Consider the following 18,635-nt stretch of genomic DNA (forward strand, 5'->3'; position numbering starts at 1 on the left):
TGGGCGGGGTGCAGGCTCAGGCCGGGCGGTTCGGCGGCAGGTGCCGGTAGGCGCTTTGCGGGTCGGGATAACCCGGGTTTCTGATCAAAATCGCCCCAAGCGCTAGTCAGATATGCGCTGCAAGCTATAAATAGCATAGCTAATCAAGGAGCAGTGGATGAAGGTTGTCGGTTTTGCCGGGTTCTCCGGCAGTGGCAAGACCACGCTGGTCGAGCAGTTGATCCCCGCACTGCGGCTGCGGGGGCTGCGCGTATCGGTGGTCAAGCATGCCCACCACAGTTTTGATGTGGACCACCCGGGCAAGGACACCTACCGCCACCGTGAGGCGGGGGCTTTCGAAGTGGTCGCCGCATCGGACAAGCGCCTGATGCTGGTGCGCGAGTTCGAGCAGCCCGCCACGCTCAGCGTGCATCACCTGCTGGCCGAGCTTTATCAAGGCGTGGACTGGGTGCTGGTGGAGGGCTTCAAGGACAGCGACCTGCTCAAGATCGAGGTCTGGCGCGCGCCCGAGCCCGGGCAACTGGCCAAGCCCGTGCGCTACCCAGAGGATGACTTTGTGGTGGCCGTGGCCACCGATGCGCCCGAGAGCCTGCCGGTGCCCACGCAACTGCCGCTGCTGGATCTCAACGCGCCCGACAAGGTGGTGGACTGGCTTATCCGGTACGAACACCGCTTTGAATACAACTGGGAACTGCACGGGGGGCTGCTGCCATGCGCCCCGCAATGAAGCCCCTCAAGCCGCTGGACGAGGCGCTGGCGGATCTGTTGGCACAAGCCCAGCCGCTGCCTGCCACCGACACGGTCACCACCTTTGACGCGGACGGCCGCGTGCTGGCGCAGAGCTGCGTGTCGGCCTTGCAAGTGCCCCCGCAGGACAACAGCTCGATGGACGGCTATGCCGTGCGTTGCGCCGATGTGGCGGCGGCCGGTGTGGTGTTGCCCGTGTCGCAGCGCATTCCTGCGGGCAGTGCGGGCGACCCGCTGCTGCCTGGCACGGCGGCGCGCATCTTCACCGGCGCGCCGGTGCCTGCAGGCGCCGATGCCATCCTGATGCAGGAGGACTGCGAGGCCCTGGCGGCGGCCGATGGCCTGGGTTCGGTGCGGATCAACGCTGTGCCCCAAGCGCGTCAGTGGATTCGCAGTGCGGGCGAGGACATCACCCAGGGTGCGGTGGTGCTGTCAGCGGGCACGCGCCTCACTCCGGCCGAACTGGGGCTGGCGGCCAGCATTGGCCTGCACCAGCTGCAGGTGGCGCGCCGTCCGCGCGTGGCACTGTTCTCCACGGGCGATGAACTGGTCATGCCCGGCGAGGTGCCGCCCGAGCAGATGCGCCCCGGCGCCATCTACAACAGCAACCGCTTTTTTCTGCGCGCCATGCTGCTGCGCCTGGGCTGCGAGGTCACCGACTTTGGCATCGTGCCTGACCGGCGCGACGCCACCATCGACGCCCTGCGCCAGGCCAGCAGCGCACACGACCTGATCCTGACCAGCGGCGGCGTGAGCGTGGGAGAGGAAGACCACATCAAGCCGGCTGTAGAGACTCTGGGCACGCTGGACCTGTGGCAGATCGCCATGAAGCCCGGCAAGCCGTTTGCCTACGGCCAGATCCCGCGAGAAGGCGGTGCGGCCCACTTCATGGGCCTGCCCGGCAACCCGGTGTCGAGCTTTCTCACCTTTGCGCTGCTGGTGCGGCCCTTTGTGCTGCGGCTGCAGGGCGTGCAGGACGTGGCGCCGCAAGCCGTGGCAGTCCGTGCCGATTTCCACTGGCCCAAGGCCGACAAACGCCGCGAGTTTCTGCGCGTGCGGCTCAACGCGGCGGGCGGGCTGGACCTGTTCAGCAACCAGAGCTCGGGCGTGCTTACCTCGGCGGCCTGGGGCGACGGCGTGGTGGACAACCCGGCGGGCCAGACGATTGCGCCGGGCGACACGGTGCAATTCATCGCGTTTTCGGAGTTGCTGGGATGAAGATCACTGTGCGCTACTTCGCATCGATCCGCGAAGCCATTGGGCAAGGCAGTGAAGCGGTCGAAACCGCCGCCACCACGCTGGGCGCCCTGCGCGACGAACTCATCGCTCGCGGCGGTGCCCACGCCAGCAGCCTGGCGCGGGGCCGCGCCGTGCGCATGGCGCTTAACCAGACCTTGAGCGACGAATCCGCCACCCTGGCCGATGGGGCCGAGGTGGCTTTCTTCCCCCCGGTTACCGGGGGCTGAGCCCGGGCAGGGCCTGCAGGCGCTGCTCCAGCGCGGCGGAGGCCGCTGTCATTGGAGCGCGCAGTTCATTGCGCATCCAGCCCGCGTGGGCCAGCACGGCCTTCAGCGGCGCCGGGTTGGGTTCTGCAAAGCACACCTCTACCCAAGGCAACAAGGCCTGCCACACCCTGCGGGCCTCCGGCAGGTCACCCGCGCGCAGCAACTCCATCAAGGCCACAAAACGCGGTGCCTGCCAGTGCGCGCTGGCGGCGATCGCGCCGTGGCCGCCCAGGGCCAGGGTGGTGAACATCTGCGCATCTTCGCCCGCCAGCACGGCCAGGCGCCCGTCCGCGATCAGTGCCTGGGTCTTGGCAGCATTGCCGCCGCAGTCCTTGATGGCGCAGATGCGCGGGTGTTCGGCCAGTGCCAGCAGGGTGTCGGTGGCCAGCGTGGCGCCTGTGCGGTAGGGGATGTCGTAGATGACCAGCGGCGCGGCGCTGGCGTCGGCCAGGGCGCGGAACCACAGCAGCAACCCGTCTTGCGACGGGCGGATGTAGTGCGGTGACGGTACCAGCAGTCCGGCCAGGGGGTACCGCGCCAGGGCCTGCACCCATTCCTGCGTCTGGCCCAGGTGGTAGCCCGACAGTCCCATCACCACGGGCAGGCCTTGTGAGGCGTCCAGCACCGTCTCCAGCACGGCCAACTGCTCCGCCTTGTCGAGCGCTGCGGCTTCGCCGGTGGACCCGCAGGCAACAAAGCCCGCAATGCCCTGGCCGGCCAGCTTCTTTGTCATACGGGCGAGGGAGGGGTGGTCCACAGCGCCGTCATGGAACGGGGTGACCAGGGGAATCCAGAGACCCTGGAGCGGGGTGGGGGAGGCAGAGACTGCAGGCATGCGAAGCGTCCTTTCAAGGTTCGACCAAGGGAAGAACCGTCACAGGTGCGCGAGTCGCCAGGAGCCAAAAAAAGGGAGATTTTTGCCAACAGGTTCCGTCGCTCATCCGGGACGGAACCACACAGCTCCGGTCAGATGAGCTGGGGTTTTTTGGCTTTGACCACGCACTGCAACGCCACCGCGGGTGCGGAGGTCATGGCAAAGAGTGCGTGCGTGGGCATGGGGCGCAGTATAGCCAGGCCTTTGCAAGGGGGCATGGACCCGGACCCATCAGTGTGAGGGTAGTCCCGGCGGCGCGTCGTCCACCGGCGTGGGTGGAGGGGCTTGCAGCATCGGGCATTGCCACACCAGCAGCTCGGCCAGCCGGGTGACGATCCACGTTGCCTCGGGCACCGACACGCCAGATTCCGCCGTGCACAGTCCTGCATGAATGCGCTGCAGGATCTCGGTCTCTGACGGCGCCTGCACGTGGTACAGCGTCTGTGCGTGCTCCACCAGGTGGCCCGCCAGGTCTTCGCACAGCTCGTAGCGGGTGCGCACGGCGTCCGCCTTTTCGGTCAGGCGACCCCGTGCGTCGGTGTACACCGCCATGAAGGACGGGGGCACGTGGATCTGGTTGTCGTCGTCCATGGGCTCAGTCGGGAGTAAAAAGCCGCTCGAACTTGGCCTGGTCGGATGCCAGCTCGAAAGTCACGACCTGGCCCATTTTCATGTCCGACAGGCGGCACGCGCCGAACAGCGTGGTTTTGCCCGCCAGTTCCATCACATCGAGGTCAATGATGGCGTAAGGGTGGGGCACGAAGACCTGGTGCTCGAACACATCGCGGACGGCATTGCGCGGGGACGGATAGAGCTTGTAGAGGTCGGTCTCAATCGTTTGTGTGGCCATGGGCGGGGGAGGGCTAGAAGATCGCGCACCCGATCGCATGCGGGTACAGTGCGGGCGAATCGTACAGACAATTGTTTTTTCCAAGTTATGGCACGCAACAAAAGTGAATGGCCCGCCAAGGTACTGGCGCTGGTCCGGGGCGGCAACCTGCCTGCCGCCGTCGCACAGATCAAGGTGGCGCCCAGCGTGGGCGACATCACGCGCCTGCAAGCATTGCTGGCCCAGTTGCCCTCGTCGCCCGCACTGGTGCAGCTGAACAAGGTGGTGGAAGAAGAGCGCGCACTGCTGGCTGCACCACGGCTGCATCGCTCGCCTTGATGCGCCTTTCTGGCCGAACTTCCTACGCCTCCCCCGCTGAGAGCCATTGCCATGATCTTGCCCCGTGTTTCCATCCAGACCGAGGACTTTGACCTGTCCGTTGAAATCGCAAACCTGCGCCGCGAAAACAAGGGGGTGGGCGCTGTGTGCAGCTTTGTGGGCACCGTACGTGACCGCAACGATGGCGACCCGGTGTCGTCCATGGAGCTGGAGCACTACCCCGGCATGACCGAAAAATCCATCGAAGCCATGGTGGACGAGGCCTTTCGGCGCTTCGATATTTTTGGTGCCCGCGTGATACATCGCGTCGGTCTGCTGCAGCCCCTGGACCAGATCGTGCTGGTCGCGGTGACCAGCGCCCACCGGGGCCAGAGTTTTCAGGCCTGCGAGTTTTTGATGGACTACCTCAAGACCCAGGCGCCTTTCTGGAAAAAGGAACAAACCCCACAGGGCGCCCGCTGGGTGGATGCGCGGGTGAGTGACGATGCTGCGCTCGCGCGCTGGGGCATCACGGCGGCCAACGCCTGAACCAGCAGCGGCCGGTGCGCAGCGCCTGCGCCGTGCCAGGGCGTCTCAGCGATGCGGTGGGCCTGTGCCTCTGCTGGCGTGGTGCGTGGAGTCAGGGTTTGCTGGTGTATCCCAGGCAGGCACCTGCATTGGCGCGCCCCTTGCATTCCCGGTACAGCCGGCGGTCACGGTCCGAGCGGCTTTCCTCTGATGAGCTTCGCTCCTGTTTCACCTTGGTGGACTTCTTTTTCTTGCTCACTTCGCCATGGGCGCCTTGGGCCGCGTTCTTGGTCGTGGCGTGGCTGGCCTCGGGATGCAGCCCGAGGCACAGGGCCAGCATGCACAAAAGCAGGAGAGCGGTCGCCTTGTGCAGTGCCAGGTGGGTCGATGGGTGGAGAGCCGGGGTGGGTGGCATGTTGAATCGTCCGGGAGTGAAGTGTTGAAATGCCGGGGCTTAGCTGACCCACGAGTGATCTTAAGCGTGGCTTGGGCTGGAATTCGCCGGGGTGGCCCTATGCCACCGGCGCCGGAGCTGCGGCGTATCCTCGGCACTACACAGGCGGCCCCAGGCGGCAACAGGCCTTTGGTTCTGATCGGGTGACATCGGCCTGGGCGTGTGCCGAGAGACCGGCCAGAGGTGAATTCAGGGCCTCGGGTTATAATCCACGAGTTTTGCATGGTGCAAGACGCACGCCCGCGGCCGTTCCAGCTGCTGGCGCAAGTAAAAACCATGGCTTTCCGCTTGCGGCAGGCCACATTCAAGGAAAAAACATGATTGCATCCTCCATCAAGGCCGAAGTCGTCAAGGCGAACGCCCGTGCTGCCAACGACACTGGTAGTCCAGAAGTGCAAGTGGCCCTGCTGACCGCTCGCATCAACGAACTGACCCCTCACTTCAAGACACACGCCAAGGACCACCATGGTCGCCGTGGCCTGCTGCGCATGGTGAGCCGTCGTCGCAAGCTGCTGGACTACCTGAAGGCCAAGGACGCTGACCGTTACACCGCGCTGATCGCCAAGTTGGGTCTGCGCAAGTAATTTTCATTGCATGCCAAAACGCCTGGGTTAGTCCGCTAGCTCAGGCGTTTTTTACTTCGGAGTCGCAAAACAGAGCGAAGCTGTGTCATTCCAATGAAGTTGTTGCCGCTGCATTGTGTAGCACTTCACTGGAATGGCATCGTGTTCTGAATTGCTCTCCAAGCCAATCTGGTAGGGCACTACCAGCTATTAAAACAGGAGCTGAACATGAGCATTTTCAACAAAGTCACCAAGACCTTCCAATGGGGCGACAAGACCGTCATCATGGAAACGGGCGAGATCGCCCGCCAGGCCTCCGGCGCCGTGCTGGTGAACATTGACGACACCGTGGTGCTGGCCACTGTGGTGGCTTCCAAGTCCGCCAAGCCCGGCCAGGACTTTTTCCCGCTGACGGTGGATTACATCGAGAAGACGTACGCCGCAGGCAAGATCCCCGGCAGCTTTTTCAAGCGCGAAGCCAAGCCCAGCGAACACGAAACCCTGACCAGCCGCCTGATCGACCGTCCGATCCGCCCGCTGTTCCCTGAAGGTTTCTTCAATGAAGTGCATGTGGTGGTCCACACGATCTCGTTGAACCCCGAAGTGGACGCTGACATTGCAGCCCTGATTGCCACCAGCGCAGCCCTGGCCATCTCTGGTATCCCGTTCAACGGCCCCATCGGTGCCGCCCGCGTGGGTTACATCAACGGCGAATACGTGCTGAACCCCGGCCAGACTGCGCGCAAGAACTCGCAGATGGACTTGGTGGTGGCGGGCACTGAAGCTGCTGTGCTGATGGTGGAGTCCGAAGCCCAGCAACTGTCCGAAGAAATCATGCTGGGCGCCGTGGTGTTCGGTCACGAGCAAGGCAACGTGGCCATCAACGCCATCCACGAACTGGTGCGCGACGCGGGCAAGCCCGTGTGGCAATGGGAAGCGCCTGCCAAGGACGAAGCCTTGATCGCCAAAGTGGTGGCTCTGGCTGACGACAAGCTGCGCGCTGCCTACCAGATCCGCAACAAGCAAGCCCGTACCCAAGCCTGCCGTGAAGCCTACGCTGCTGTGATGGCTGGCCTGAAGGCCGATGGCGTGGAGTTCGACTCCGTCAAGGTCGAAGGCATGCTGTTCGACATTGAAGCAGGCATCGTGCGCAGCCAGATCCTGGCGGGCGAACCCCGCATCGACGGCCGCGACACCCGCACCGTGCGCCCCATCGAAATCCGCAACAGCGTGCTGCCCCGTGCCCACGGCTCGGCCCTGTTCACGCGTGGTGAAACCCAGGCGCTGGTGGTGACCACGCTGGGCACCGAGCGCGATGCACAGCGCATCGACGCGCTGGCCGGCGAGTACGAAGACCGCTTCATGATGCACTACAACATGCCTCCCTTCGCCACCGGCGAAGTGGGCCGCATGGGCTCGACCAAGCGCCGCGAAATCGGCCACGGCCGTCTGGCCAAGCGTGCTCTGGTGGCTGTGCTGCCGACCAAGGAAGAATTCCCCTACACCATGCGTGTGGTGTCGGAAATCACCGAGTCCAACGGCTCCTCGTCCATGGCTTCGGTGTGCGGCGGCTGCCTGTCGCTGATGGACGCCGGCGTGCCCATGAAGGCGCACGTGGCGGGTATCGCCATGGGCCTGATCAAGGATGCCAACCGTTTCGCCGTGCTGACCGACATCCTGGGTGATGAAGATCACCTGGGCGATATGGACTTCAAGGTGGCGGGTACCACGGGTGGTATCACGGCCCTGCAGATGGACATCAAGATTCAGGGCATCACCAAGGAAATCATGCAGGTGGCACTGGCCCAGGCCAAGGAAGCGCGCATGCACATCCTGGGCAAGATGCAAGAAGCCATGGGTGAGGCCAAGACCGAAGTGTCAAACTTCGCGCCCAAGCTGTACACCATGAAGATCAACCCCGAGAAGATCCGTGACGTGATCGGCAAGGGCGGCGCCGTGATCCGTGCGCTGACCGAAGAAACCGACTGCCAGATCAACATCGAGGAAGACGGCACCATCACCATCGCCGCCACCGACGCTGCCAAGGCTGACGAAGCCAAGCGCCGCATCGAGCAGATCACGGCCGAGGTCGAGATCGGCAAGATCTACGAAGGCCCTGTGACCAAGATCCTGGACTTCGGCGCACTGATCAACCTGCTGCCCGGCAAGGACGGTCTGCTGCATATCAGCCAGATCGCCCACGAACGCGTCGAGAAGGTGTCCGACTACCTGACCGAAGGCCAGATCGTGAAGGTCAAGGTCATGGAAACTGACGAAAAGGGCCGCATCAAGCTGTCCATGAAGGTGCTGGCCGACCGTCCCGCGGGCGGCAGCGACCGTCCTGCGCCCGCAGAGCGTGGCGACCGCGAACCCCGCCGCGACCACGGCCGTGACGGTGGACGCCATCCCGCTGAGCAGCAACAGCAGCAGTCCCTGCCTGCAGATGGTGCCTCTGCCCAGGTGAACGGCTAAATTGCTGATGTGCTATTGATTTGGTAGCTGCCAGGGCATGTAAGTCATGCGCTAGCGGCCCAAATCATTCCAATCCATATCCGGTAAACCCCGTTATGCAAGCTGTCGAGATCACATCCTTTGGTGGGCCTGAGGTGCTGCGTCTGGGTGAGCGTCCTGCTCCCGTGGCGGGTGCGGGTGAGCTGCTGATCCGCGTGGCGGCCAGCGGCATCAACCGCCCCGACGTGTTGCAGCGACTGGGCCACTATGCGCCGCCTCCTGGCACCTCGGACCTTCCGGGGCTGGAGGTCGCGGGGGTGGTCGAGTCGGGCGATGCTTCGGCGATGGCGGAGGCGGGCATTCGTGTGGGTGACCGCGTTTGCGCCTTGGTGGCAGGTGGTGGTTATGCCCAGTGGTGCGTCGCACCGGTGGTGCAGTGCCTGCCGGTGCCTGAGGGCTTCAGTGACGTAGAGGCTGCCTCACTTCCGGAGACGTTCTTTACGGTGTGGAGCAATATCTTTGACCGTGCGCGTTTGCAAGCGGGGGAAACCTTGCTGGTGCAGGGCGGCACGAGCGGCATTGGCGTGACCGCCATTCAGCTCGCCCGTGCGTTCGGTGCCACCGTGATCGCCACGGCGGGCAGCGATGACAAGTGTGCGGCTTGCCTTTCACTGGGTGCACACCACGCTATCAACTACAAGTCCCAGGACTTTGTGGCCGAGGCGAGGCGAATCACCGAAGCGCGTGGTGTTGACGTGGTGCTCGATATGGTGGCGGGTGACTATGTCGCCCGCGAAGTCGAATGCCTGGCCGAGGATGGCCGGATCGTCATCATCGCCGTGCAAGGGGGCGTGCAGAGTGGCTTCAATGCGGGACTGGTGCTGCGCAAGCGTCTCACCATCACGGGGTCTACATTGCGTCCGCGTCCCGTGGCGTTCAAGGGTGCAATTGCACGCTCGCTGCGCGAGCATGCCTGGCCTTTGCTGGCAGCGGGCAAGGTCCGTCCGGTCATCCATAGCACGTTTGCCGCGGCGGACGCCGCACAAGCCCATGCGCTGATGGAGTCCAACCAGCACATCGGCAAGATTGTTTTGACGTGGAAATCATGAACAACAAGAAAAAACTCATCGCCGGTAACTGGAAGATGAATGGCGGCCTGGCCGCCAACGAGGCTTTGTTGAAGGCCTTGATTGCGGGCACCGCAGAGGTGGCTTGTGATATCGCTGTCGCAGTGCCTTCGCCCTATCTGGCGCAGGTGCAGGCATTGACGGCTGGCACCACCATTGCGGTGGCGGCGCAGGATGTGTCTGCGCACGAGTCGGGTGCCTACACCGGTGAGGTATCGGTAGCCATGCTGAAGGATTTTGGTGTGCGCTATGCGCTGGTGGGGCACTCTGAGCGTCGCCAGTACCATGGTGAAACCGATGCAATCGTGGCGGAGAAAGCCCAGCGCGCACTGGCGGCGGGTGTGACTCCAGTCGTCTGCGTGGGTGAAACTCTGCAAGAGCGTGAAGCGGGCATGACCGAGGCGGTGGTCAAGCGCCAGCTCGCCGCAGTGATCCATCTGAACGGTCATTGCATCAGCGAGATCGTGGTGGCTTACGAACCCGTATGGGCCATCGGTACGGGTCGCACTGCGTCGCCGGAGCAGGCGCAGGCTGTGCATGCGGTGCTGCGCACCCAGCTGGCGGCTGCGAGCGAGCATGCGGACCGCATCCGCTTGCTGTACGGCGGCAGCATGAACGCGGCCAATGCGGCCCAGCTGCTGGCCCAGCCCGATATCGACGGCGGCCTGGTCGGCGGTGCTTCGTTGAAGGCGCCCGACTTTCTGCAAATCATTGCGGCGGCCCGTTGAGGCGGCTGCGAGGCAAACAATTCAATCAGGAGTGAACAGAGAATGAACGTGATCGTGAATGTGATTCTGGCGGTGCAGATGTTGGCGGCCTTGGCCATGATTGGCCTGATCCTGATCCAGCATGGGAAGGGGGCTGACATGGGTGCCGCCTTTGGTAGTGGCAGCTCGGGCAGCCTCTTCGGTGCCAGCGGCAGCGCCAACTTCCTGTCCCGCACGACGGCTGTGCTGGCGGCCGTGTTCTTTGTCTCGACGCTGGCATTGGCCTACTTTGGCAATGCGCGTCCTGCCAGTTCGGGCAGCGTTCTGGAAACGCCTGCGGCTGCCGTGCCCGCCAGCGCACCGGCTTCTGAGGCGCCTGCGGCGCCTGCGACTCCCGCCTCTGGCGCAGCGCAGATCCCGACCAAATAATTGAACTGAATTTCGGCCCTCTGGGCCGAAGCAGGGTTTTTCCGGAGTAGAATTCTGGATTGTCTGGAAAGCCAAAAGCCGCAAGGTTCCTCATGCCATCCAGATGCAAAAATCAGCCGTCGTGGTGAAATTGGTAGACACGCTATCTTGAGGGGGTAGTGGCGAAAGCTGTGCGAGTTCGAGTCTCGCCGACGGCACCAAAACAAAGGCCTGCCTGCATGACCCGGCTTGGGTCCTGACGGGCAAGGCCACAGCGGTGAGCACATCCTCAAGATGAACCTCGATCAGTACCTCCCCGTCCTTTTGTTCATCTTGGTCGGCATCGCCGTAGGCGTTGTCCCCCTTGTACTCGGCTACATACTGGGCCCCAACCGCCCAGATGCCGCAAAGAACTCCCCCTACGAATGTGGCTTTGAAGCCTTCGAGGATGCGCGCATGAAATTCGATGTGCGTTACTACCTCGTGGCCATTCTCTTCATTCTGTTCGACCTGGAAATCGCATTCCTTTTCCCTTGGGCGGTCACGCTGCACGAGGTGGGTGTTGCTGGTTTCGTGGCGGTCGTCATTTTCCTGGCCATCCTGGTCGTGGGCTTTGCCTACGAGTGGAAAAAGGGTGCCCTCGATTGGGAATGAGCGGACTTCAACAAGGACAATGCAATGATTGAAGGCGTGATGAAGGAAGGCTTCATCACCACGAGTTACGACTCCGTGGTGAACTGGGCCAAGACCGGTTCCCTGTGGCCGATGACGTTTGGTCTGGCCTGCTGTGCTGTCGAGATGATGCACGCGGCAGCGGCCCGGTATGACATCGGCCGTTTTGGTGCGGAAGTGTTCCGTGCCAGCCCCCGCCAGTCCGATCTGATGATCGTGGCAGGCACGCTGTGCAACAAGATGGCTCCGGCTTTGCGCAAGGTCTACGACCAGATGTCCGAGCCCCGTTGGGTTCTGTCGATGGGTTCGTGTGCCAACGGTGGTGGCTACTACCACTACAGCTACTCGGTGGTGCGCGGTTGTGACCGCATCGTGCCCGTGGATGTTTATGTGCCCGGCTGCCCTCCGACAGCAGAAGCGCTGATTTACGGGATCATTCAGTTGCAGCAGAAGATCCGCCGCACCAACACCATTGCTCGCGTCTGAAGGGTTGATGATGACAGCTGTTGCCATTCGGCCTGAGAAGCTCAAGGACAATATCGCTGCGGCTCTGGGTGCCAAAGTGCGCCAGATTTCGGTGGCCCTGGATGAGGTGACCGTGGTGGTCGCCGCTGCAGACTATCTGGACGCCATGCGCCTGCTGCGCGACTCCGAAGGTTGCCGTTTTGAGCAGCTGATCGATTTGTGCGGTGTGGACTATTCCGCGTACGGGGATGCTGTTCATGAAGGCGCCCGCTACTGTGTGGTGTCGCACCTGTTGTCGGTCAGCCTCAACCAGCGCGTGCGCGTGAAGGTGTTCTGCCAGGACGATGACTTCCCGGTCGTTCCCTCGGTGGCTGAGTTGTGGAACTCCGCCAATTGGTACGAACGCGAAGCGTTTGACCTGTTTGGTATCGTTTTCGACGGCCATAACGACCTGCGCCGCATCCTCACGGACTACGGCTTTATCGGGCACCCCTTCCGCAAGGATTTCCCGTTGTCTGGTCATGTCGAAATGCGCTACGACGCCGACCAGCGCCGGGTGGTGTACGAACCCGTGTCCATCGAACCGCGCGAAATCACGCCACGCATCATCCGCGAAGACAAGTACGGAGGCCTGCACTGAGCCGCCCCGCGCCTCATGTGATCCATCATGGCTGAAATCAAGAACTATTCCCTGAACTTTGGTCCGCAGCACCCTGCGGCGCACGGTGTGTTGCGCCTGGTGCTGGAGCTGGACGGCGAGGTCGTGCAACGCGCTGACCCGCACATCGGTCTGCTGCACCGCGCCACCGAAAAGCTGGCCGAGCACAAGACCTACATCCAGTCGCTGCCTTACATGGACCGGCTGGACTACGTGTCGATGATGTGCAACGAGCACGCCTACTGTCTGGCGATTGAAAAATTGCTGGGCCTGGAAGTGCCGGTGCGCGCGCAGTACATCCGCGTGATGTTCTCCGAAATCACGCGCCTGCTGAACCACCTGATGTGGCTCGGTTCGCACGGTAACGACTGCGGCAGCTCCACGATCCTGATCTACACCTTCCGTGAGCGTGAAGACCTGTTCGACATGTACGAGGCGGTTTCTGGTGCGCGCATGCATGCGGCCTATTTCCGTCCCGGCGGGGTATACCGCGATCTGCCCGACAGCATGCCGCAGTACAAGGTCAGCAAGATCAAGAACGCCAAGGCGCTGGAGGCTCTGAACCAGAATCGTCAGGGTTCTTTGCTGGACTTCATCGACGATTTCACGCAGCGGTTCCCCGGCTGCGTGGACGAGTACGAAACGCTGCTCACCGACAACCGCATCTGGAAGCAGCGCACCGTGGGCATCGGCGTGGTGCCGCCCGAGCGGGCGTTGAATCTGGGCATGACCGGCCCCATGCTCCGCGGCTCTGGCATCGCTTGGGACCTGCGCAAGACTCAGCCGTACGATGCATACGACCGTGTCGATTTCGATGTGCCAGTGGGCAAGACCGGCGACTGCTACGACCGCTACCTGGTGCGTGTGCAAGAGATGCGCGAGTCCAATCGCATCATCAAGCAATGCGTGGACTGGCTCAAGGCCAACCCCGGCCCGGTGATTACCGACAACCACAAGGTTGCCGCGCCCGCGCGTGAATCCATGAAGTCGAACATGGAAGAGCTGATCCACCATTTCAAGCTCTTCACGGAAGGCTTCCACGTCCCCGAAGGAGAGGCTTATGCGGCTGTGGAGCACCCCAAGGGCGAGTTCGGTATCTATTTGGTGAGCGATGGTGCCAACAAGCCTTATCGCCTCAAGATCCGGGCACCGGGTTTTGCACATCTGGCCACGCTCGACGAAATGGCGCGTGGTCACATGATCGCGGATGCCGTCGCCATCATTGGCACCATGGATATCGTGTTCGGAGAGATTGACCGATGATTACCGAAGCGACCAAGGCGCGGTTTGCGCGCGAAGTGGCCAAGTACCCCGCAGACCAGAAGCAGTCTGCGGTGATGGCGTGCTTGTCCATCGTTCAGCAGGAGCAAGGCTACGTCAGCGCCGAGAGTGAGGCGGTGATTGCCGACTATCTGGGCATGGCACAAATTGCCGTGCACGAAGTCACGACCTTTTACAACATGTACAACCAGCAACCGGTGGGCAAGTACAAGCTCAACGTGTGCACCAATCTGCCTTGCCAGTTGCGCGACGGGCAGAAGGCGCTGCATCACCTGGAAAAGAAGCTGGGTGTTTCGATGGGCGAAACCACGCCTGACGGCCTGTTCACCCTGCAGCAATGCGAATGCCTGGGTGCTTGCGCTGACGCGCCGGTGATGCTGGTGAACGATCGCACGATGTGCAGCTTCATGGACAACGACAAGCTCGACCAGCTCGTGGACGGCTTGCGTGCCGCGGAGGGCCAGTGATGACCACGGCAGCCCAAATACTCTCCCAGTTCCAGGCCACAGGTGTTCAGACCTGTTTCCACGACCGCCACATCAACCCCCAGATCTATGCGGGACTCAATGGCAGCAACTGGAGCATCAAGGACTACGAAGCGCGTGGCGGCTATCAGGCACTGCGTCGCATCCTGGGCAAAGACGGTAACGAGGGCCTGACGCAAGATCAGGTCATTGCCACTGTCAAGGAATCCGGCCTGCGTGGCCGCGGCGGCGCGGGCTTTCCTACGGGCCTGAAGTGGAGCTTCATGCCCCGCTCGTTCCCTGGCCAGAAGTATCTGGTGTGCAACTCCGACGAGGGCGAGCCTGGTACCTGCAAGGACCGTGACATCCTGCAGTTCAACCCGCACATCGTCATCGAAGGCATGATCATCGCTGCCTATGCGATGGGCATCTCTGTCGGCTACAACTACATCCACGGCGAGATCTTCCAAACCTACGAACGGTTTGAAGCCGCGCTGGAAGAAGCCCGGGCAGCGGGTTACCTGGGGGACAACATCCTGGGCAGCAGTTTCAGTTTTCAGCTGCACGCAGCCCATGGTTTTGGTGCCTACATTTGCGGTGAAGAAACTGCATTGCTCGAATCGCTGGAAGGCAAAAAAGGGCAACCCCGTTTCAAGCCGCCTTTCCCTGCCAGCTTTGGCCTGTATGGCAAGCCCACCACGATCAACAACACGGAAACCTTTGCGGCCGTGCCATGGATCATCCGCAACGGCGGAGCGGCTTACCTGGAGTGCGGCAAGCCCAACAACGGTGGCACCAAGATTTTCTCGGTGTCCGGAGACGTTGAAAAGCCCGGCAACTACGAGGTGCCCCTGGGTACCCCGTTTGCCAAGCTGCTGGAACTGGCCGGTGGTGTGCGCAAAGGTCGTCAGCTCAAGGCGGTGATTCCTGGCGGTTCGTCGGCTCCTGTCCTGCCGGCATCCGTCATCATGGAATGCACGATGGACTATGACTCCATCGCCAAGGCTGGCTCCATGCTGGGCTCGGGTGCCGTGATCGTCATGGACGACTCCCGGAGCATGGTCGAGAGCCTGCTGCGTCTGTCGTATTTCTATTCGCACGAATCCTGCGGCCAATGCACGCCTTGCCGTGAAGGCACTGGCTGGATGTGGCGCGTGATCGATCGCATCCAGCATGGTCAGGGCCGCGAGGGCGACCTGGATCTGCTCAATTCCGTGGCAGACAACATCCAGGGCCGCACCATCTGTGCGCTGGGTGATGCCGCAGCCATGCCTGTGCGCGCCATGATCAAACACTTCCGTCCCGAGTTTGAGGCACTGATCCGGAACAAGGCTCCACAAGCCGCGACTTCCGTCTGATCGCGAGAGAACATATGGTTGAAATTGAACTGGACGGTCAGAAAGTGGAAGTCGCCGAAGGCTGCATGGTGATGCATGCGGCTGAAAAGGCAGGCACTTACATTCCGCATTTCTGCTACCACAAGAAGCTTTCGATCGCCGCCAATTGCCGCATGTGCCTGGTGGACGTGGAAAAAGCGCCCAAGCCCATGCCTGCCTGCGCCACGCCGGTCACGCAGGGCATGATCGTGCGCACCAAGAGCGACAAAGCCATCAAGGCCCAGCAGTCGGTCATGGAGTTTTTGCTCATCAACCACCCCCTGGACTGCCCTATCTGCGACCAGGGTGGTGAGTGCCAGTTGCAGGATTTGGCGGTGGGCTATGGTGGTTCTTCCTCGCGTTACGAGGAAGAAAAGCGTGTGGTGTTCCACAAGGACGTGGGTCCGCTGATCTCCATGGAAGAGATGAGCCGCTGCATCCACTGCACCCGCTGCGTGCGCTTCGGCCAGGAAGTGGCGGGCGTGATGGAGCTCGGCATGATCCATCGTGGCGAACACTCTGAAATCACCACGGTCACCGGCGACACGGTGGACTCCGAGCTGTCGGGCAACATGATTGACATCTGTCCCGTGGGTGCATTGACCAGCAAGCCCTTCCGCTACAGTGCCCGCACCTGGGAGCTGTCGCGCCGCCGCTCGGTGAGTCCACATGATTCCACCGGCGCCAACCTGATTGTTCAGGTCAAGAACCACAAGGTCATGCGTGTGGTCCCGTTTGAAAACGAGGCAGTCAACGAATGCTGGATTGCCGACCGCGACCGCTTCTCTTACGAAGCGCTCAACGGTGACGACCGCCTGACCCAGCCCATGCTCAAGCAGGGCGGGGTGTGGAAGGAAGTGGACTGGCAGACTGCGTTGGAATACGTGGCCAACGGTCTCAAGAACATCAAGAACGATCACGGCGCCGCCAGCATTGGTGCGCTGGTGAGCCCTCACAGCACGGTGGAAGAGCTGTATCTGGCCAGCGCCCTGGTGCGTGGCCTTGGCAGCGACAACATCGACTATCGCCTGCGCAACGCAGAGTTCGCTGCTCCCGAAGGTATTCGCTGGCTCGGTATGTCCATCGCTTCGTTGTCCACACTGCAGCGCGTGCTGGTGGTGGGCTCCAACCTGCGCAAGGACCATCCGCTGTTTGCACAGCGCATCCGTCAGGCGGCCCGCCATGGCTGTCAAGTCAATGCCATCGCTTCGGCCGCCCATGACTGGGCCATGCCGGTGCAGACATTTGTGGAACAGGGTGCTGGCCAATGGGTAGAGATGCTCGGAGGCATTGCTTCCGCCATCGCCCAGGAAAAAGGTATTGCTGCTCCGCAAGGTGCCAGTGCAGCCAACGAGGCTGCCCAGGCCATCGCCCGCTCGCTGCTGGGTGGCGAGCGCAAGGCTGTGCTGCTGGGCAATGCGGCGGCGCACCATGCGCAAGCCACCCAATTGTTGGCATGGGCCAACTGGATTGCCGAGAACACCGGCGCGACAGTGGGTTACCTGACAGAAGCCGCCAATACCGTAGGCGCGCAGTTTGCGGGCGCTCACCCTGTCAACGGTGGTCTGAATGCGGCTCAAATGCTCTCCAGTGGTTTGAAGGCTGCGGTGTTGCTGAACACTGAGCCCGTCCATGATTCTGCGGCGGGTGCTCAGGCTGCAACTGCCTTGGTTGGTGCAGAAATGGTGGTCACGTTGAGCCCCTTCAAGGCCAACATGGAGTTCAGTGACGTTTTGTTGCCAATTGCTCCGTTCACCGAGACCTCGGGCAGCTTTGTCAACGCTGAAGGGCGCATACAGAGTTTCCATGCCGTGGTTCGCCCGCTGGGCGATACCCGTCCGGCATGGAAGGTTCTGCGTGTGCTGGCCAATCTGCTGGGCGTTCCAGGTTTCGACTTCGAAACCTCCCAGGATGTGCTGGCCCGTGCCACGAATGCCCCTGCAGGTACCGTCATGCAAGTCCCCGCTGAACAGCTGTCGAACGCTGTGAAGGCGGTTCCCGCTGCGACGGCTGCAGCTGGTGAGCCGGTCGTGGCTTCCATCTATCAACTGGACGGCCTGGTGCGCCGTTCCACGTCGCTGCAGCTGACAGCCGACGCACGCATGGCACGTGAAGGAGTGGCCGCATGATCGACGCGATCTACAACGCGGGCCTGAACCTGCTCTCCTTTGGGTGGTGGACCGGCATTGTCTGGCCAGTGCTCTGGATCCTGATCAAGATCGTCTGCATCCTGGCACCGCTCATGGGTGCCGTGGCTTACCTCACGTTGTGGGAGCGTAAGCTGCTGGGCTTCATGCAGGTGCGCCATGGCCCCAACCGCGTGGGGCCCATGGGGTTGCTGCAGCCCATCGCCGATGCGCTGAAGCTGCTGACCAAGGAAATCATCCAGCCCACGGCGGCCAGCAAGGGCCTGTTCGTCTTGGGGCCTGTCATGGCCATCATGCCAGCCTTGGCTGCCTGGGTGGCGATTCCCTTCGGTCCCGATGTGGCCTTGGCGAATGTGAATGCCGGCCTGCTGTTGGTGATGGCCATCACGTCCATCGAAGTCTACGGCGTGATCATTGCGGGCTGGGCCTCCAACTCCAAGTACGCCTTCTTGGGTGCACTGCGGGCTTCGGCGCAGATGGTGAGCTACGAAATCGCGATGGGCTTCTGTTTCCTGGTCGTGATCATGGTCTCGGGCAGCATGAACCTGACGGAAATCGTGCTGGGGCAGGGCAGAGGCATGGCTGCAGACAAGGGCCTGACGTTCCTGTCCTGGAATTGGCTGCCCTTGCTGCCGATCTTCCTCGTGTACCTGATCTCTGGCGTGGCAGAAACCAATCGCCACCCCTTTGACGTCGTGGAAGGCGAGGCAGAGATCGTGGCCGGCCACATGGTCGAGTACTCGGGTATGGGTTTCGCGATCTTCTTCCTGGCCGAATACGCCAGCATGTGGCTCGTGTCCATTCTGGCGGCGCTGATGTTCCTGGGTGGCTGGTTGCCTCCGATCGACAGCGCTCTGTTCAACTGGGTTCCGGGCTGGATCTGGCTGGGTCTCAAGACCTTCCTTGTGGTGTCCATGTTCATCTGGATCCGGGCCACCTTCCCACGGTTCCGGTATGACCAGATCATGCGTCTGGGCTGGAAGATTTTCATTCCGGTCACGCTGGTGTACTTGTTGATTGTTGGCGGGTGGTTGCTCTCGCCTTGGAATATCTGGAAATAA

22 protein-coding genes and 1 tRNA gene are annotated in these 18,635 nt (G+C 62.2%); 19 read left to right on the forward strand and 4 right to left on the reverse strand.

Features of this window, described 5'->3' with window-relative positions:
* The first annotated feature begins 157 nt into the window (after window positions 1–157).
* Genes mobB through moaD form a run of 3 tightly spaced genes read left to right on the forward strand, consistent with a single transcriptional unit; the run spans window position 158 to window position 2,213 of the window.
* Window positions 158–727 carry a molybdopterin-guanine dinucleotide biosynthesis protein B gene (mobB, locus tag ACODSU_RS09495; protein WP_309825407.1) on the forward strand — a complete coding sequence of 190 codons (570 nt, stop codon included), beginning with the start codon at window positions 158–160 and terminating at the stop codon, window positions 725–727.
* Window positions 712–1,965: a molybdopterin molybdotransferase MoeA gene (locus ACODSU_RS09500; protein ID WP_488841952.1), complete on the forward strand. Its 1,254-nt coding sequence runs from the start codon at window positions 712–714 to the stop codon at window positions 1,963–1,965. Before mobB ends, ACODSU_RS09500 begins: the two co-directional genes overlap by 16 nt.
* Entirely contained in the window at window positions 1,962–2,213 is a 252-nt protein-coding gene (moaD, locus tag ACODSU_RS09505; protein WP_015013260.1) for a molybdopterin converting factor subunit 1, read from the forward strand. Before ACODSU_RS09500 ends, moaD begins: the two co-directional genes overlap by 4 nt.
* Here the strand turns inward: moaD and dapA are convergent.
* The 3 genes from dapA to ACODSU_RS09520 all read right to left on the reverse strand — a co-directional run bounded on the left by dapA (window position 2,200) and on the right by ACODSU_RS09520 (window position 3,976).
* Window positions 2,200–3,087, reverse strand: coding sequence for a 4-hydroxy-tetrahydrodipicolinate synthase (gene dapA, locus ACODSU_RS09510; protein ID WP_488841953.1), 888 nt, complete (start codon window positions 3,085–3,087; stop codon window positions 2,200–2,202). The genes moaD and dapA overlap by 14 nt on opposite strands.
* A 270-nt stretch (window positions 3,088–3,357) precedes the next feature.
* Complete coding sequence (locus tag ACODSU_RS09515) at window positions 3,358–3,717, reverse strand: hypothetical protein (RefSeq protein ID WP_488841954.1); 360 nt, start codon at window positions 3,715–3,717, stop codon at window positions 3,358–3,360.
* Between the two features lie 4 nt (window positions 3,718–3,721).
* Window positions 3,722–3,976, reverse strand: a complete 255-nt coding sequence (locus tag ACODSU_RS09520) for a hypothetical protein (RefSeq protein ID WP_015013263.1) — start codon at window positions 3,974–3,976, stop codon at window positions 3,722–3,724.
* Between the two features lie 87 nt (window positions 3,977–4,063).
* Here ACODSU_RS09520 and ACODSU_RS09525 point away from each other — a divergent pair, with 87 nt between their 5' ends.
* On the forward strand, window positions 4,064–4,294 hold the full coding sequence (locus ACODSU_RS09525; RefSeq protein WP_015013264.1) for a hypothetical protein: 231 nt from the start codon (window positions 4,064–4,066) through the stop codon (window positions 4,292–4,294).
* Between the two features lie 51 nt (window positions 4,295–4,345).
* On the forward strand, window positions 4,346–4,822 hold the full coding sequence (locus ACODSU_RS09530; protein ID WP_488841956.1) for a molybdenum cofactor biosynthesis protein MoaE: 477 nt from the start codon (window positions 4,346–4,348) through the stop codon (window positions 4,820–4,822).
* Window positions 4,823–4,913: 91 nt separating this feature from the next.
* On the opposite strand, the gene ACODSU_RS09535 is transcribed toward ACODSU_RS09530, so the two are convergent.
* Window positions 4,914–5,216 carry a hypothetical protein gene (locus tag ACODSU_RS09535; RefSeq protein WP_488841958.1) on the reverse strand — a complete coding sequence of 101 codons (303 nt, stop codon included), beginning with the start codon at window positions 5,214–5,216 and terminating at the stop codon, window positions 4,914–4,916.
* 356 nt (window positions 5,217–5,572) lie between these two features.
* Between ACODSU_RS09535 and rpsO the strand changes: the two genes are divergently transcribed.
* The 14 genes from rpsO to nuoH all read left to right on the forward strand — a co-directional run bounded on the left by rpsO (window position 5,573) and on the right by nuoH (window position 18,635).
* Window positions 5,573–5,839: a 30S ribosomal protein S15 gene (gene rpsO, locus ACODSU_RS09540; protein WP_005793232.1), complete on the forward strand. Its 267-nt coding sequence runs from the start codon at window positions 5,573–5,575 to the stop codon at window positions 5,837–5,839.
* 207 nt (window positions 5,840–6,046) lie between these two features.
* Complete coding sequence (gene pnp, locus ACODSU_RS09545) at window positions 6,047–8,290, forward strand: polyribonucleotide nucleotidyltransferase (protein ID WP_488841960.1); 2,244 nt, start codon at window positions 6,047–6,049, stop codon at window positions 8,288–8,290.
* 95 nt (window positions 8,291–8,385) lie between these two features.
* Window positions 8,386–9,378: an NAD(P)H-quinone oxidoreductase gene (locus ACODSU_RS09550; RefSeq protein WP_488841962.1), complete on the forward strand. Its 993-nt coding sequence runs from the start codon at window positions 8,386–8,388 to the stop codon at window positions 9,376–9,378.
* Complete coding sequence (gene tpiA / locus ACODSU_RS09555; RefSeq protein ID WP_488841964.1) at window positions 9,375–10,124, forward strand: triose-phosphate isomerase; 750 nt, start codon at window positions 9,375–9,377, stop codon at window positions 10,122–10,124. Before ACODSU_RS09550 ends, tpiA begins: the two co-directional genes overlap by 4 nt.
* 42 nt (window positions 10,125–10,166) lie before the next feature.
* Window positions 10,167–10,532 carry a preprotein translocase subunit SecG gene (gene secG, locus ACODSU_RS09560; protein ID WP_015013270.1) on the forward strand — a complete coding sequence of 122 codons (366 nt, stop codon included), beginning with the start codon at window positions 10,167–10,169 and terminating at the stop codon, window positions 10,530–10,532.
* Between the two features lie 115 nt (window positions 10,533–10,647).
* Window positions 10,648–10,732: transfer RNA gene (locus ACODSU_RS09565), tRNA-Leu, on the forward strand.
* A 73-nt stretch (window positions 10,733–10,805) separates the two neighbouring features.
* On the forward strand, window positions 10,806–11,165 hold the full coding sequence (locus tag ACODSU_RS09570) for an NADH-quinone oxidoreductase subunit A (protein WP_056061547.1): 360 nt from the start codon (window positions 10,806–10,808) through the stop codon (window positions 11,163–11,165).
* A gap of 24 nt (window positions 11,166–11,189) precedes the next feature.
* Window positions 11,190–11,669: a NuoB/complex I 20 kDa subunit family protein gene (locus ACODSU_RS09575; RefSeq protein WP_007849129.1), complete on the forward strand. Its 480-nt coding sequence runs from the start codon at window positions 11,190–11,192 to the stop codon at window positions 11,667–11,669.
* Between the two features lie 10 nt (window positions 11,670–11,679).
* Window positions 11,680–12,288: an NADH-quinone oxidoreductase subunit C gene (locus ACODSU_RS09580; RefSeq protein ID WP_060987079.1), complete on the forward strand. Its 609-nt coding sequence runs from the start codon at window positions 11,680–11,682 to the stop codon at window positions 12,286–12,288.
* Window positions 12,289–12,315: 27 nt separating this feature from the next.
* Window positions 12,316–13,569 (forward strand): NADH-quinone oxidoreductase subunit D, encoded by a 1,254-nt coding sequence (locus tag ACODSU_RS09585; RefSeq protein ID WP_015013273.1) that lies wholly within the window; start codon window positions 12,316–12,318, stop codon window positions 13,567–13,569.
* The gene (gene nuoE, locus ACODSU_RS09590) at window positions 13,566–14,054 is read left to right on the forward strand and encodes an NADH-quinone oxidoreductase subunit NuoE (protein ID WP_056061558.1); all 489 of its coding nucleotides are present in this window, start codon (window positions 13,566–13,568) and stop codon (window positions 14,052–14,054) included. Before ACODSU_RS09585 ends, nuoE begins: the two co-directional genes overlap by 4 nt.
* A complete protein-coding gene (nuoF, locus tag ACODSU_RS09595) occupies window positions 14,054–15,409 on the forward strand; it encodes an NADH-quinone oxidoreductase subunit NuoF (RefSeq protein ID WP_110959324.1) in 1,356 nt (451 codons plus the stop codon). Before nuoE ends, nuoF begins: the two co-directional genes overlap by 1 nt.
* Before the next feature lie 14 nt (window positions 15,410–15,423).
* Window positions 15,424–17,556 (forward strand): NADH-quinone oxidoreductase subunit NuoG, encoded by a 2,133-nt coding sequence (nuoG, locus tag ACODSU_RS09600; protein WP_488841967.1) that lies wholly within the window; start codon window positions 15,424–15,426, stop codon window positions 17,554–17,556.
* A complete protein-coding gene (gene nuoH, locus ACODSU_RS09605; protein ID WP_015013277.1) occupies window positions 17,553–18,635 on the forward strand; it encodes an NADH-quinone oxidoreductase subunit NuoH in 1,083 nt (360 codons plus the stop codon). Before nuoG ends, nuoH begins: the two co-directional genes overlap by 4 nt.

It is taken from the genome of Acidovorax sp. FG48 (assembly GCF_057809085.1).

Bases quoted from the DNA above. Each gene is read 5' to 3' on its own strand.
- mobB (WP_309825407.1), top strand. From the start codon at position 158: ATGAAGGTTGTCGGTTTTGCCGGGTTCTCCGGCAGTGGCAAGACCACG.
- ACODSU_RS09500 (WP_488841952.1), top strand. From the start codon at position 712: ATGCGCCCCGCAATGAAGCCCCTCAAGCCGCTGGACGAGGCGCTGGCG.
- moaD (WP_015013260.1), top strand. From the start codon at position 1,962: ATGAAGATCACTGTGCGCTACTTCGCATCGATCCGCGAAGCCATTGGG.
- dapA (WP_488841953.1), bottom strand. From the start codon at position 3,087: ATGCCTGCAGTCTCTGCCTCCCCCACCCCGCTCCAGGGTCTCTGGATT.
- ACODSU_RS09515 (WP_488841954.1), bottom strand. From the start codon at position 3,717: ATGGACGACGACAACCAGATCCACGTGCCCCCGTCCTTCATGGCGGTG.
- ACODSU_RS09520 (WP_015013263.1), bottom strand. From the start codon at position 3,976: ATGGCCACACAAACGATTGAGACCGACCTCTACAAGCTCTATCCGTCC.
- ACODSU_RS09525 (WP_015013264.1), top strand. From the start codon at position 4,064: ATGGCACGCAACAAAAGTGAATGGCCCGCCAAGGTACTGGCGCTGGTC.
- ACODSU_RS09530 (WP_488841956.1), top strand. From the start codon at position 4,346: ATGATCTTGCCCCGTGTTTCCATCCAGACCGAGGACTTTGACCTGTCC.
- ACODSU_RS09535 (WP_488841958.1), bottom strand. From the start codon at position 5,216: ATGCCACCCACCCCGGCTCTCCACCCATCGACCCACCTGGCACTGCAC.
- rpsO (WP_005793232.1), top strand. From the start codon at position 5,573: ATGATTGCATCCTCCATCAAGGCCGAAGTCGTCAAGGCGAACGCCCGT.
- pnp (WP_488841960.1), top strand. From the start codon at position 6,047: ATGAGCATTTTCAACAAAGTCACCAAGACCTTCCAATGGGGCGACAAG.
- ACODSU_RS09550 (WP_488841962.1), top strand. From the start codon at position 8,386: ATGCAAGCTGTCGAGATCACATCCTTTGGTGGGCCTGAGGTGCTGCGT.
- tpiA (WP_488841964.1), top strand. From the start codon at position 9,375: ATGAACAACAAGAAAAAACTCATCGCCGGTAACTGGAAGATGAATGGC.
- secG (WP_015013270.1), top strand. From the start codon at position 10,167: ATGAACGTGATCGTGAATGTGATTCTGGCGGTGCAGATGTTGGCGGCC.
- ACODSU_RS09570 (WP_056061547.1), top strand. From the start codon at position 10,806: ATGAACCTCGATCAGTACCTCCCCGTCCTTTTGTTCATCTTGGTCGGC.
- ACODSU_RS09575 (WP_007849129.1), top strand. From the start codon at position 11,190: ATGATTGAAGGCGTGATGAAGGAAGGCTTCATCACCACGAGTTACGAC.
- ACODSU_RS09580 (WP_060987079.1), top strand. From the start codon at position 11,680: ATGACAGCTGTTGCCATTCGGCCTGAGAAGCTCAAGGACAATATCGCT.
- ACODSU_RS09585 (WP_015013273.1), top strand. From the start codon at position 12,316: ATGGCTGAAATCAAGAACTATTCCCTGAACTTTGGTCCGCAGCACCCT.
- nuoE (WP_056061558.1), top strand. From the start codon at position 13,566: ATGATTACCGAAGCGACCAAGGCGCGGTTTGCGCGCGAAGTGGCCAAG.
- nuoF (WP_110959324.1), top strand. From the start codon at position 14,054: ATGACCACGGCAGCCCAAATACTCTCCCAGTTCCAGGCCACAGGTGTT.
- nuoG (WP_488841967.1), top strand. From the start codon at position 15,424: ATGGTTGAAATTGAACTGGACGGTCAGAAAGTGGAAGTCGCCGAAGGC.
- nuoH (WP_015013277.1), top strand. From the start codon at position 17,553: ATGATCGACGCGATCTACAACGCGGGCCTGAACCTGCTCTCCTTTGGG.